At 70.9% G+C, this 11,829-nt stretch carries 15 protein-coding genes; 5 read left to right on the top strand and 10 right to left on the bottom strand.

What is annotated here, in order from left to right:
* Positions 1-4: 4 nt before the first annotated feature.
* The 6 genes from ASD56_RS15595 to ASD56_RS15570 form a co-directional block, all read right to left on the bottom strand.
* Positions 5-499, bottom strand: coding sequence for a GNAT family N-acetyltransferase (locus tag ASD56_RS15595; protein WP_055967984.1), 495 nt, complete (start codon positions 497-499; stop codon positions 5-7).
* Positions 500-548: 49 nt separating this feature from the next.
* Positions 549-2,225 (bottom strand): ribonuclease J, encoded by a 1,677-nt coding sequence (locus tag ASD56_RS15590; RefSeq protein WP_055967981.1) that lies wholly within the window; start codon positions 2,223-2,225, stop codon positions 549-551.
* 79 nt (positions 2,226-2,304) lie between these two features.
* Positions 2,305-3,282, bottom strand: coding sequence for a 4-hydroxy-tetrahydrodipicolinate synthase (gene dapA, locus ASD56_RS15585; RefSeq protein WP_055967978.1), 978 nt, complete (start codon positions 3,280-3,282; stop codon positions 2,305-2,307).
* A gap of 63 nt (positions 3,283-3,345) precedes the next feature.
* A complete protein-coding gene (locus ASD56_RS15580; protein ID WP_055967975.1) occupies positions 3,346-4,110 on the bottom strand; it encodes an SDR family NAD(P)-dependent oxidoreductase in 765 nt (254 codons plus the stop codon).
* Positions 4,107-4,628 carry a dihydrofolate reductase gene (locus ASD56_RS15575; RefSeq protein ID WP_055967972.1) on the bottom strand — a complete coding sequence of 174 codons (522 nt, stop codon included), beginning with the start codon at positions 4,626-4,628 and terminating at the stop codon, positions 4,107-4,109. Before ASD56_RS15575 ends, ASD56_RS15580 begins: the two co-directional genes overlap by 4 nt.
* Positions 4,625-5,434 (bottom strand): thymidylate synthase, encoded by an 810-nt coding sequence (locus tag ASD56_RS15570; protein WP_200947534.1) that lies wholly within the window; start codon positions 5,432-5,434, stop codon positions 4,625-4,627. Before ASD56_RS15570 ends, ASD56_RS15575 begins: the two co-directional genes overlap by 4 nt.
* A gap of 152 nt (positions 5,435-5,586) precedes the next feature.
* Here ASD56_RS15570 and ASD56_RS15565 point away from each other — a divergent pair, with 152 nt between their 5' ends.
* The 4 genes from ASD56_RS15565 (at position 5,587) to ASD56_RS15550 (ending at position 8,013) form a co-directional block, all read left to right on the top strand.
* The gene (locus ASD56_RS15565; protein WP_055967967.1) at positions 5,587-6,024 is read left to right on the top strand and encodes a TlpA family protein disulfide reductase; all 438 of its coding nucleotides are present in this window, start codon (positions 5,587-5,589) and stop codon (positions 6,022-6,024) included.
* Entirely contained in the window at positions 6,017-6,556 is a 540-nt protein-coding gene (locus ASD56_RS15560; protein WP_055967964.1) for a DUF4395 domain-containing protein, read from the top strand. The genes ASD56_RS15565 and ASD56_RS15560 overlap by 8 nt, the downstream gene beginning before the upstream one ends.
* 109 nt (positions 6,557-6,665) lie before the next feature.
* The gene (locus ASD56_RS15555; protein ID WP_055967961.1) at positions 6,666-7,091 is read left to right on the top strand and encodes an OsmC family protein; all 426 of its coding nucleotides are present in this window, start codon (positions 6,666-6,668) and stop codon (positions 7,089-7,091) included.
* Entirely contained in the window at positions 7,084-8,013 is a 930-nt protein-coding gene (locus tag ASD56_RS15550) for a TIGR01777 family oxidoreductase (RefSeq protein WP_055967958.1), read from the top strand. Before ASD56_RS15555 ends, ASD56_RS15550 begins: the two co-directional genes overlap by 8 nt.
* A 3-nt stretch (positions 8,014-8,016) precedes the next feature.
* Here the strand turns inward: ASD56_RS15550 and ASD56_RS15545 are convergent, their stop codons facing one another.
* Both ASD56_RS15545 and ASD56_RS15540 read right to left on the bottom strand, forming a co-directional pair.
* Complete coding sequence (locus ASD56_RS15545; protein ID WP_055967955.1) at positions 8,017-8,466, bottom strand: hypothetical protein; 450 nt, start codon at positions 8,464-8,466, stop codon at positions 8,017-8,019.
* Complete coding sequence (locus ASD56_RS15540; RefSeq protein WP_055967952.1) at positions 8,463-9,281, bottom strand: 4-hydroxy-tetrahydrodipicolinate reductase; 819 nt, start codon at positions 9,279-9,281, stop codon at positions 8,463-8,465. The genes ASD56_RS15545 and ASD56_RS15540 overlap by 4 nt, the downstream gene beginning before the upstream one ends.
* Before the next feature lie 71 nt (positions 9,282-9,352).
* On the opposite strand from ASD56_RS15540, the gene ASD56_RS15535 reads away from it, so the two are divergent.
* Positions 9,353-9,847: a GNAT family N-acetyltransferase gene (locus tag ASD56_RS15535; protein WP_055967949.1), complete on the top strand. Its 495-nt coding sequence runs from the start codon at positions 9,353-9,355 to the stop codon at positions 9,845-9,847.
* Here ASD56_RS15535 and ASD56_RS15530 read toward each other — a convergent pair.
* Entirely contained in the window at positions 9,835-10,437 is a 603-nt protein-coding gene (locus ASD56_RS15530; RefSeq protein WP_055967946.1) for a histidine phosphatase family protein, read from the bottom strand. The two genes, ASD56_RS15535 and ASD56_RS15530, sit on opposite strands and share 13 nt — an antisense overlap.
* A gap of 93 nt (positions 10,438-10,530) precedes the next feature.
* Positions 10,531-11,565 carry an aldo/keto reductase gene (locus ASD56_RS15525; RefSeq protein WP_055967943.1) on the bottom strand — a complete coding sequence of 345 codons (1,035 nt, stop codon included), beginning with the start codon at positions 11,563-11,565 and terminating at the stop codon, positions 10,531-10,533.
* Between the last annotated feature and the right edge of the window lie 264 nt (positions 11,566-11,829).

The raw sequence follows: 11,829 nt of genomic DNA, 5'->3' as shown, positions 1-11,829 counted from the left end.
CGGGTCAGCGCAGTCGCTTGACCATCGTGTCGCGTCCGTGTCCGGCTTCGACCACCGCGAAGCCCTCGCTGCGGTACAGCGTCGCGGCGAAGTTGCCTCGCTCCACGCTCAGGCTGATCCGCCCGTAGCCCTTCGCGCGGGCATGGTCGCACAGCTCCTGAAGCAGCGCCCGCCCGACGCCGTGCGCGCGCCACAGCGGCCGCACGCCGATGATCAGCTCGGGAACGCCGGTGCCGAGATAGCCGAATCCGGGTTCGGCGCGCGGCAGCATCCGATACCACGCGGCTCCCACCGGCGCACCGTGGGGATCCTCGGCGATGAACCCCGCGTCGCTCGGACGCATCCACCCCGCGACGTACCTGCTGTGCTCGGACCCCGTCACGACCTGATGCTTGGGCCGCCCGTCGCCGGCTCGCCAGTTGGCGGCGTCCACGACCATGTCGCCGAGGAACGCGCCGTCCGCCTGAACGGCGGGTCGAACGCGGAAGGAGGCGGGCATGCCGCGAGTTTAGCCACGCAGCAGCCCGCCTCCGGCCAGATGTCGGGGTTCAGGCCTCGATGACGAGCGGCACGATCATCGGGCGGCGGCGCAGCGACTGGTTCACCCAGCGGCCGATCGTGCGCCGGACGATCTGGGACAGCGCGTGCGGGTCGCGCACGCCCGACTTGGCCGCCTCGGCGAGCGCCGCTGCGATCTTCGGCTTGACGCTGTCGAACACCGCGTCGTCCTCGGCGAAGCCGCGGGCGTGGATCTCGGGGCCGGAGATGACATTCCCGGTCGAGGCGTCCACCACCACGATCACCGAGATGAAGCCCTCCTCCCCCAGGATGCGGCGGTCCTTGAGATCGGCGTCGGTGATCTCTCCGACCGTCGAGCCGTCCACGTACACGAAGCCGAGGTCGAGCTGGCCGACGACGCGGGTGTCGCCGTCCTTGAGATCGATGACCGTGCCGTTCTCGGCGATGATCGTGCGCTCCGCGGGGATGCCGGTGTCCTGCGCGAGGCGGGCATTGGCCATCAGGTGGCGGTACTCGCCGTGCACCGGCAGCACGTTCTTGGGCTTGAGGATGTTGTAGCAGTACAGGAGCTCACCGGCCGCCGCGTGACCGGACACGTGGACCTTGGCGTTCCCCTTGTGCACGACGTTCGCACCGAGCTTCGTGAGCCCGTCGATCACGCGGTACACGGCGTTCTCGTTGCCCGGGATCAGGCTCGAGGCCAGGATGACGGTGTCGCCCTCCCCCGGCTCGATGGCGTGGTCGAGGTTGGCCATGCGGCTGAGGACGGCCATGGGCTCACCCTGGGATCCGGTCGACATGTAGACGATCCGGTCGTCGGGCAGGTCCCGCGCCTTCTTGTAGTCGATGAGCACGCCCTGCGGCACGTGGAGGTAGCCGAGGTCCTCGGCGATCGTCATGTTGCGCAGCATGCTGCGACCCAGCAGCGCGACGCGCCGGCCGTGAGCGGCCGCGGCGTCCAGCACCTGCTGCACGCGGTGGATGTGGCTCGAGAAGCTCGCGATGATGACGCGGCGGGGCGCCTTGGCGATCACCTGCTCCAGCACGGGGCCGATCGAGCGCTCGAGCGGCGTGAAGCCGGGCACGTCCGCGTTCGTCGAGTCGACGAGGAACAGGTCGACGCCCTCCTCGCCCAGGCGCGCGAAGGCGCGGAGGTCGGTGAGGCGGCCGTCGAGCGGCAGCTGGTCCATCTTGAAGTCGCCCGTGGCCAGCACGGTGCCCGCGGGAGTGCGGATGGCGACGGCCAGGGCGTCGGGGATCGAGTGGTTCACCGCGATGAACTCGAGCTCGAACGGGCCGAGCCGCTCGCGCTGGCCCTCGACGACGGTGAGGCTGTACGGCTTGATGCGGTGCTCTTTGAGCTTGGCCTCGGTCAGCGCCAGCGTGAGACCGGAGCCCACGATGGGTATGTCCGACTTGAGCTTGAGCAGGTACGGGACGGCGCCGATGTGGTCTTCGTGGCCGTGCGTGAGCATGACGCCGACGATGTCGTCGAGGCGGCCCTTGAGCGGCTCGAAGTCGGGCAGGATCAGGTCGACCCCGGGCTGGTGCTCCTCGGGGAAGAGCACGCCGCAGTCGACGACGAGCAGCTTGCCGTCGTACTCGAACACGGTCATGTTGCGACCGATCTCGCCCAGGCCGCCGTACGGCGTGATGCGGAGGGTTCCGGCCGCCAGAGCGGGTGGGTCGAACGGGGTGGTGGGCATCGTCAGCCTCCTCGGGATGCCGCGGCATCCGCTTGATTGTCGCGCCGGCGTGCACGGGAGCGTGCACCGGCGCGCGGTGTCATCTGGTGGTGCCCGAGACCTTCGGCAGCGCGCCGCCGGCGGCGGCGTTGCGGTCGGGGCGGAAGTTGGAGAAGTCGGCGCCGGGGACATCGATCACGAGCGCGAGCTCGTCCTCGATCTTCGCGGCCTCCCACTCTTCGGGGCCGACCAGCGGCAGGCGCACGCGCGGGCTGCTGATCCGGCCGAGGCCGTGCAGGATGTACTTCGCCGAGACCGTGCCGGGCACGTGCGTCATGACGGCGCGCACCAGCGGCTCGAGCTGCATGTGCGCGGCGGTCGCCGCCTTCAGGTCACCGCGGTTCACGGCATCCACGATCACGCGGTACGGCTGCGCAGCGACGTTGGCGGTGACGCCGATGAGTCCCGTCGCGCCGATCGCGAGGTGCGGGAGCACATTGGCGTCGTCGCCCGAGAAGTACATCAGGTCGGTCTGATTGAGCACGCGGCTGACCTCGCTGAAGTCGCCCTTCGCGTCCTTGATGGCGAGGATGTTCGGGTGCTTGGCGAGCCGCAGGATCGTCTCGTACTTGATCGGAACGCCGGTGCGGCCCGGAATGTCGTAGAGGATCACGGGCAGGTCGGTCGCGTCGGCGACGAGGCGGAAGTGCGTGAGGATGCCGGCCTGCGTGGGCTTGTTGTAGTACGGCGTGACGATCATGATGCCGTCGGCGCCGGCCTTCTCGCTCGCCTTGTAGAGCTCGATGGCGTGCGCGGTCTCGTTCGAGCCGCCGCCCGTGATGATCTTGGCGCGGCCGGCCGCGACGTCCTTGCCCGTCTCGACGAGGCGGAGCTTCTCGGCGTCGGTGAGGGTCGAGGTCTCACCCGTGGTGCCGGTCACGACGATGCCGTCGGCGCCTGCGGTGATGACGTCGTCGATGTGCTTCTCGACCGCGGGCCAATCGACTTCGCCGTCGGCCGTCATCGGGGTGACGAGCGCGACGAGAACCTGTCCGAAGGGGTTGCCCGAGTGCGTCATGAGATCAGGTTATCGGGATGCCGCGCCCGGCGCCGCCGCAGAGTGCGCTCACGCAGCGGGCCGTCAGCGCCCGCTCTCGCCGATTCTCGCGGCGAGGCCCGGCGGCACCAGCCGCGTGAGGCCGACCAGCAGCCGGTAGCGCAGCGACGGCACCGAGACGGCCTTCCCGCGGGCGATGTCGCGCAGCGACTCCGACACCACGTCGCGGGCGTCCAGCCACAGCGCGTCCGCGACGCCTTCCTTGCCGGCCTCCAGGCCCATGCGTGCGTGGAAATCGGTGTGGGTGAACCCGGGGCAGACCGCGGTGACGGTGACGCCCCGCGGCGCGTAGCGGCCGTTGGCCCAGCGACTGAAGGCGACGAGCCACCCCTTGCAGGCGCCGTAGGTGGAGCGCGGGATGAACGCGGCGACGGACGCGACGTTGACGATGCGGCCGTGCCCGCGCTCGAGCATGGGCTGGAGCGCCGCGTGGGTGAGGCGCATCGGCACCTCGACGTGCAGCGCGAGATGGCGCACCTCGTCGTCGATGTCGTTGCGCTCGAAGCTGAGCGGGAGCCCGAACCCCGCGTTGTTCACGAGCATCTCGACGGGACGCGAGGTATCGGCGAGGCGCTCCTCGACCAGCGCGCGCTGCGCGGGATCGAGCAGATCGGCACCGAGCACCTCGACCTGCCGTCCGTGCGCGGAGCGGAGCTCGCCGGCGAGCGACTCGAGCGCGGCCGAGTCGCGGGCGACCAGGATCAGGTCGGCGCCCCGCGCGGCGAGCTGGCGCGCGTACTCGGCACCCAGGCCTGAACTCGCCCCCGTGATCAGAGCGGTCCGCGTCATGGCTTCTCCGGCGTCGGGGGCGCGAGGGTGAGGAAGCGGTACCGGATGCCGGACCGCGAGGTGTGCCAGCCGGACGCCGGGTCGACCGCTTCGGTTCGCCAGTCCGAGCGCTCGGGCGCGGTGGTGTCGCCGTCGACGACGAGGTCGAGCTCGGTGACCTCCAGCAGATCGGCGCCGGCGATCGCCTCGCGAAACAGCTCGCCTCCGCCGATCACCCAGATCCATTCCGGGTCGCCTTCGGCGGCGAGGTCGAGCGCGGCCTCGAGCGAGGCGGCGCGCTCGGCTCCGGCATCCGCCCACGAGTCCTGCCGAGTCACCACGATGTTCCGCCGTCCCGGCAGCGGCCGGAAGCGATCGGGGAACGACTCCCAGGTGCGGCGCCCCATCACGACGGGAGCGCCCATCGTCATGCTCTTGAAGTGCGCCATGTCTTCGGGCACGTTCCAGGGCATCCCGCCGGCGGCGCCGATGACGCCGCCCGCAGCCTCAGCCCAGATGAGGCCGACGCGCGAGGTCACACCGCGACCGCCCCGCGGATGGCCGGGTGGTGCTGGTAGTCCTCGATGACGAAGTCGTCGAAGGCGTAGTCGAAGATCGTCTCGGGCTCGCGCGCGAAGCGGAACGTCGGGTACGGGTACGGCTCGCGGGTGAGCTGCTCGCGCACCTGCTCGACGTGGTTGTCGTAGATGTGGCAGTCGCCGCCCGTCCAGACGAAGTCGCCGGGCTCGAGACCGGTCTGCTGAGCGACCATCAGGGTCAGAAGTGCGTACGACGCGATGTTGAAGGGAACCCCGAGGAAGAGGTCGGCGCTGCGCTGGTACAGCTGGCACGACAGCTTGCCGTCGGCGACGTAGAACTGGAACATCGCGTGGCACGGAGCGAGCGCCATGTCGGGGATGTCGGCCGGATTCCAGGCCGACACGAGCAGCCGGCGGGAGTCCGGGTTGCTGCGGATCTGGTCGATGACGAGCGCGATCTGATCGATGTGCGAGCCGTCCGGCCGGGGCCAGGAGCGCCACTGGACGCCGTAGACCGGCCCCAGCTCGCCGTCGGCGTCGGCCCACTCGTCCCAGATCGTCACGCCGTGCTCCTGCAGCCAGCGCACGTTCGACTCGCCGCGCAGGAACCAGAGAAGCTCGTACGCGATCGACTTGAAGTGCACCCGCTTGGTCGTGATGAGCGGGAAGCCCTGCGACAGGTCGAAGCGGATCTGCCGGCCGAAGGAGCTGGTCGTGCCCGTGCCCGTCCGGTCGTCTTTGTGCGTGCCGTTCTCCAGCACATCGCGCAGGAGGTCCTCGTAGGGAGTGGGGATCGCCGTGGTCACGGCTGCCACGTTACTCTCTGGGGCTCCGCCCCAGACCCCCGGCTTGCTGACGCGCGCCACCGCGCCCTCCGGGTCCCGGCTCTGTTACGCCGGGAGCGTCACAATCGCGGTGCGGCGCCCGCCCGGCCGGAACAGATATAGCCTGATCAGTTGTGAACCTGGTCACCGCGCTCGTCGCCATCACCGCACTCCTCGCGGTGACCGTGGCCGCGGGTGCGTTCATCCGGTGGAGCCAGTCCCGGCCGCAGCGCCACATCGCGCACGAGGTGGTCGAACCGCAGCGGCTCGGCGCGGACGCCCTGGGCGAGGTGGCCACCCTGCTGCAGTTCAGCACCGAGCTCTGCGCCCGCTGCCCCGGCGTGCACCGCACCCTGTCGGACATCGCAGATTCGCATGCCGGTGTGCGCCACCTCGACGTCGATCTGACGCACCGGCCCGACATCGCCAAGCACTTCCACATCCTCCAGACCCCCACCACGCTCGTCCTGGATCGGGACGGCGTGATCCAGACGCGGTTCGGTGGGACACCGAGTCGTGAGGTGCTGGAGCTCGAACTGAACCGCCTCATCGCGGAGGGTGCCGATGTCTGACCGGACGAGCGCCACCCCTCGCGGCATCGACCCCCGCGGTCCCCGCTTCGCGGCCGGGATCACGTCGCTGCTGCTGCTGGTCGCCGTGTTCCTGACCCTGACGGGGCTGTCGACCGCGTACGGACCGGACGGCTGGGCTCTCTCGAACGCTCCCGTCGCCGAGCGCATGTCGACCCCGGGCTTCCTCCTGCTCGCCGTCATCGCGCTGCTGTTCCTGTGGGGAGTGCTCTCCCCGCGGACGGCGCCATGGGGTGTGCTCTACCGCAAGGTCGTCGCGCCCCGGCTCGCTCCCCCCACCGACCTCGAGGATCCTCGTCCTCCGCGCTTCGCCCAGGGGGTCGGACTCTTCGTGGTCGGGATCGGCCTGGTGCTCCACCTTCTCGGCGTGCCGTGGGCGCTCCCCGTCACAGCTGCCATGGCGTTCATCGCCGCATTCCTCAACGCCGCGTTCGGGGTCTGCCTCGGCTGCATGCTGTATCTCCTGCTGCAGCGCACGGGCCTCGTCGGACGAGCTCGTCCGAGCGCCGCCTGAGCGCGATCGAGCGGGCGGGGAACCGCCGTCAACCCGTCGCGCCGCGGCATCCTCCGCGGTTAGGCTGACCGCGAGGCGCCCGGCCTGCGGGCGCGAAACGGAGGCACCCATGACCGTCACGAGCGAAGCCACCACCGTCTGGAACGGCGGACTCTTCGACGGGTCCGGCGAGGTGACGTTCGTCTCGTCGGGACTCGGAACGTTCGATGTGAACTGGAAGGCCCGCAGCGAGGGATCGACCTCGGTGACCACGCCCGAAGAGCTCATCGCCGCTGCGCACTCGTCGTGCTTCAGCATGGCGTTCTCCCTCGCGCTGGCTGAGAACGGCACCCCTCCCGAGTCGATCGACACCACGGCATCCGTCACGTTCAAGCCCGGCACGGGCATCACCGGCAGCCACCTCAACGTCAACGCGGTCGTGCCCGGCCTGGACGCGGACGAGTTCGAGCGCCTCGCGCAGGAGGCCAAGGCCGGCTGCCCGGTGTCGCAGGCACTGGCGGGCGTCGAGATCACCATCGAGGCGACGCTTGCCTGAAGACCCTGACCGCTCGCACGACGGCCGCAGAGTCGTCGTCGCGGGGGCGTCGGGGCTCATCGGCTCCGCGCTCGTCGAGAGCCTGCGCGGCGACGGCATCGAGGTCACGCGGCTCGTCCGGCGACCCGCCGAGGAGCCCGACGAGGTCGAGTGGCTGACCGACGCACGGCCGCTCGACCCCGGCGTCCTCGACGGCGCCGAGGCGGTCGTCGGTCTCAACGGCGCCAGCATCGGCAGATTCCCGTGGACCGACCACTACAAGAACACCCTGCTGTGGTCGCGGGTGACGCCGACTCAGGCGATCGCGCGGGCGGTCAGGGAGCTGGGAGGGGATGCCCCGGCCTTCCTCACCGCATCGGCGGTCGGCTACTACGGCTCAGCGCCCGGCGCACGACTGACCGAGCACGCACGCCGGGGCGAGACGTTCCTCGCCGACCTCTGCGGTGAGTGGGAGGGCGCCGCGCGGGCCGCCGGCGATGATGCGCGGGTCACGCTGCTGCGCACGGCCCCGATCATCCATCCGAAGGGCGTCCTCGGGCCGCTCATGCTGCTGACGCGGCTCGGCCTGAGCGGACCGATCGGGCGCGGGACGCAGGTCTGGCCGTGGATCTCGCTCGAGGACGAGGTGCGCGCGATCCGTCACGCGATGGATGCCGGCATCGAGGGGCCCGTCAATCTCACGGGTCCGACCCGCGCCACCGCCAACGACCTCGGCTTCGCGCTCGCGCGGCGGATGAACCGGCCCTTCGTGCTGCGTGCGCCGGTGTGGGCGATGCGACTCGCGCTCGGAGCCGACGCGACCGAGGCGGTGCTCACGTCCGACATGGACGTCGTGCCGGCGGTGCTGCAGGAGTCGGGCTTCGTCTTCCGCCACCGCACGGTGGAAGACGCCGTCGCGGCCACGGTGCCCGCCGCGGACTGAGGCTTAAGCAGGACGATCGGTCCGTTCCAGCCGGATGGCCCGGCGCACCGCATCGCGGGCTCTTCGCCGATCCCCGGACGCGTCGTATGCGACTCCGAGTCGGTACCACGCGCGCCAGTCGTCGGGGTGCGCCTCGACCTCGGCCCGGTAGCGCGGGAAGAGGGCGTCGGCGTCCGCGCGGACCGCTCGCCCGCTCGGACGCACCGAGACCTCCTCCTCCGGCAGTCCGCCTTCCGCTCCGAGCCGCTCGCCGAGCCGCTGAGCGCGCACGCCGAACCACAGCTCGCGCCCGATCGCCCACGTGGCGATGAGCGGCAGCACCACCAGCGCCGCACCCATGGTCACGCCGACGGGGTCGCCGCTGGTCAGCAGCAGCCACGCCCGCTGGGCGACGAGCACGACGTACAGCGCCAGCAGCACCGCCATCACGGCGACGCCGATGCGTGCGCTCATGCGCCGGTGGCCCGTGCCACCTGCCCCGGGACCCCGCCCTCCTCGACCGGCGGGACCGCTGCCGGCTCGGCGTGCGCCCTGCGGATGCCGATGTCGAGAAAGCTGTCGAGGCCCACGACGACACCGCGGGCGGTCTGCGCATGGGCGAGCGCCAGCCGGATGCCGGGGGCATACGCGAGGGCGGGCTCGATGGTGTCGTGGGCGATCGTGAGCGACTCGCCCGCACCGGCGAGGATCGTCTCCTGCCGGGCCATGACGCCCGGACGGCGAAGCGAGTGGATCGGGACGCTGGCCACCTGCTGACCCCGCGCGCGCTGATCGACGTGCGGCGACTCGACCGGGCCCACGTCGGCGCGCGCGGCCGCGATCAGCTCCGCCGTGCGCACGGCGGTGCCGCTCGGCGAGTCGATCTTGGTCTCGCGGTGGGCCTCGACGATCTCGATCGACGGGAAGAAAGGGGCGGCAGCGGCCGCGAGCGCCGAGCCGAGGACCGAGCCGAGCGAGAAGTTGGGGATGAACACCGCGCCGGTTCCGGCGGCTTCGACGAGCGGACGGATGAGCGCGATGCGCTCGGCCGACCAGCCGGACGTTCCGACGAGGACGTTGATGCCGCGCTCGACGGCAGCGCGCACGACATCGATCGAGACAGCCGGGGTGGAGGCGTCGATCACGAGGTCAGCACCGTCGAGCTCGCTGAGCTCGGACCGGGACGAGAGCACCGAGACGACCTCGTAGGCGTCCTCCTGCTCGACCACCTCGCGGATGATCCCACCGAGCTTGCCGGTGCCGCCCACGATGGCCACGCGCGTCGTCATGTCCACCATCCTAGGGCGGGACCCGTCGCCCGCCCGGCGCCCCCGGCCGCGTCGCCGCCTACGCTGGAACGGTGGCAACACTTCGCGAATCCCCCGTCGACGACGCCGCCGCGCGCGAGCTGCTCGCGGAGTACTTCCGCTCTCGCGAGGTCGGCTTCGCGGCGCAGCACGTCGTCTACACCACGACCTTCCCCGCGCCCGCGGCATTCGTGCCTCCGGCGGGGGTCTTCCTCGTGCTGGACGACGACGAGGGTCGACCGGTGGGGTGCGGAGGCATCCGCCTGCTGCAGGACGGCGTCCACGGCCGGCGCTACGAGGTGAAGCACCTCTACCTGCGTCCCGCGACGCGCGGACGCGGCTGGGGACGGGTGCTCCTCGAGGGTCTCGAGAAGCGGGCGCGCGAACTGGGCGCCGACGAGCTCGTCCTCGACACGCACCACTCCCTCGAGGCCGCCGCGGCGCTCTACGGCCGCACCGGATTCAGCGCCATCGAGCCGTACAACGACAACCCGAACGCGAGCCGCTGGTACGGCAAGCTGCTGGGCGGGGAGCCTCAGACCGGGTAGACCTCGGGCAGGCCGGTGCGCATCTCCACCGGCAGGTGCGCCATGTCGTTGTGCGAGAGCAGCGTCCAGGGGCGACCGTGCTTCTGCGCGATGACGGTCAGGCCGCAGTGAGCCTGGTTCAGGGTCATCCAGCGCCAGTCGGGCGCCTGCAGCACCTCTCGGACGAACCAGGCGATGACGAAGTTGTGGGTGATGAGCAGCTCGTGCACCTCGCCGCGCTTGCGCACCAGGTACTCGCTCACCGCATCCGACATCTGAGCGCCGCCCGCCTCGATCTCGGCCTCGGTGACAGATCCGAAGAACGGCTCGAACACGGCGGGCGTCTGCTCGGTCATCCCGGTGGGCACGCAGTCGAAGAGGAGTGCGGAGGGCTCCGGCGAGACGGAGGGCATGCGCTCGGCGACGGCCCGAGCGGTCTGGCTCGCGCGCTCCAGCGGCGAGTGCCACACCGCATCGAACGGCACTCCCGACAGCCGGTCGGCGAGCAGCGCGGCCTGACGGCGACCACGCGGGGACAGCGGGCCGTCCGCGAGGCCGTGCTCGGCATCCTGATGCTCGCCGTGTCGCACGAGGTAGATGTAATGCGTCACGAGCTCACTCCGTCGGGGATCTGCGCGGCCCGACGGGACGCACTTCCACCCTACGTCACGAAACGGTCACGGCCCTGCCGACGACCCGGTCGGTCACTCGGCGGCGCGTGCGATGTCGGACAGCTGAGCGCGGCTGAGGCGCACGCCGACGCCCTGCACGAGCTCTTCGACGTGTCCGGGCGCATAGGCGTTGACGATCGGCGCCGTGACGAGCTTCTGGGCGAGCAGCCACGCGACGGCGACGGCCGCATCGGGCACGCCGAGCTCGGTGCCGACGGCGTCGAGGGCGCGTAGCGTGCGGCTGCCGCGGCGGTTGAGGTTCGCGGCGAGCTGCGCTCCGCGCACCGAGAGGGAGCCGCGGAGGCGGGTGCGCTGGCGTCCGGCGAGGAAACCGTGCTCGAGCGCGTGGGACGGCGTGACCGCGATCCCCTGCGCGCCGGCGACGAGACGCAGGTCCGAGTCGAACTCATGCCGGCGCAGCACGTTGAAGGGCACGTCGAGCACCGTGATCCGCGGGAAGCCGGCGGAGGCGAAGATGCGCGCTTCGACGAGCTGGGCGGCCGCATAGCCGACGGCGCCGAGAGCACGGACCTTGCCGCTCTCGACCAGCCATTCGGCCGTCGCCAGCGTGTCTTCGAGCGCCGAGGTCGAGTCGGTCGTGGCGTCGAGGTAGAGCACGTCCACGCGGTCGGTCCGCAGCCGGGTGAGCGACGCCTCGACCGAGCGCACGAGGTTGACGGAGCCGAGCCCCGGGTTGTCGGCGTGGCCGCCGACGCGCACGGCGAGGGTGACGTCGTCGCGGAGGCCGCGCGAGTGCATCCACTGGCCGATGATGTGCTCGCTGCGCCCGCCGGCGTAGCTGTCGGACGTGTGGACGGCATTGCCGCCGAGCTCGACATAGGTGTCGAGGATCTCGTGGCTGGACTCGAGGTCGACGTTCCAGCCGAACTCCGAGCCGCCCAGGATGAGCGGGAAGATCTCCGCTCCGCCCTCACCGAGCGGGACGCGCACGTTCTGTCCGATCGGCGGACCCTGCACCGGGATCGGGGACGACGGGTGGACGCCGCGTGCGGGACCGGATGCCGTGCTCGCCGAGGAGTCTGTCGTACCAACGCCGAAGAAAGACATGTCCCACCCCCTCACGAAACTCCGGCCGGAGTACTCGTGTTCGTCGATCTCGCACCCCCCGGCACGTATCTATGAGGGTAGGACAGTCCGGACTGATACCCGGTCGCTGAGGCGAACTGTCGGGAAACATTACATAACGCTTTGATCACGGCATGCCGGGCCGCCGGGAATTCCGCGGGCCTCCACTCCCCCGGACACCCGCGAACGACGGATGCCCGCCCTCCGCGAGGAGGACGGGCATCCGGACAGCGGTTCGGGCGTCAG

This window comes from Microbacterium sp. Root166 (assembly GCF_001427145.1).
In the GTDB taxonomy this organism is placed as follows: domain Bacteria; phylum Actinomycetota; class Actinomycetes; order Actinomycetales; family Microbacteriaceae; genus Microbacterium.
This window is presented reverse-complemented; position numbering and strand designations above follow the sequence as displayed.

Coding starts and splice junctions, on each gene's coding strand:
- ASD56_RS15595 (WP_055967984.1), bottom strand. CDS start 499: ATGCCCGCCTCCTTCCGCGTTCGACCCGCCGTTCAGGCGGACGGCGCG.
- ASD56_RS15590 (WP_055967981.1), bottom strand. CDS start 2,225: ATGCCCACCACCCCGTTCGACCCACCCGCTCTGGCGGCCGGAACCCTC.
- dapA (WP_055967978.1), bottom strand. CDS start 3,282: ATGACGCACTCGGGCAACCCCTTCGGACAGGTTCTCGTCGCGCTCGTC.
- ASD56_RS15580 (WP_055967975.1), bottom strand. CDS start 4,110: ATGACGCGGACCGCTCTGATCACGGGGGCGAGTTCAGGCCTGGGTGCC.
- ASD56_RS15560 (WP_055967964.1), top strand. CDS start 6,017: ATGTCTGACCGGACGAGCGCCACCCCTCGCGGCATCGACCCCCGCGGT.
- ASD56_RS15555 (WP_055967961.1), top strand. CDS start 6,666: ATGACCGTCACGAGCGAAGCCACCACCGTCTGGAACGGCGGACTCTTC.
- ASD56_RS15545 (WP_055967955.1), bottom strand. CDS start 8,466: ATGAGCGCACGCATCGGCGTCGCCGTGATGGCGGTGCTGCTGGCGCTG.
- ASD56_RS15540 (WP_055967952.1), bottom strand. CDS start 9,281: ATGACGACGCGCGTGGCCATCGTGGGCGGCACCGGCAAGCTCGGTGGG.
- ASD56_RS15525 (WP_055967943.1), bottom strand. CDS start 11,565: ATGTCTTTCTTCGGCGTTGGTACGACAGACTCCTCGGCGAGCACGGCA.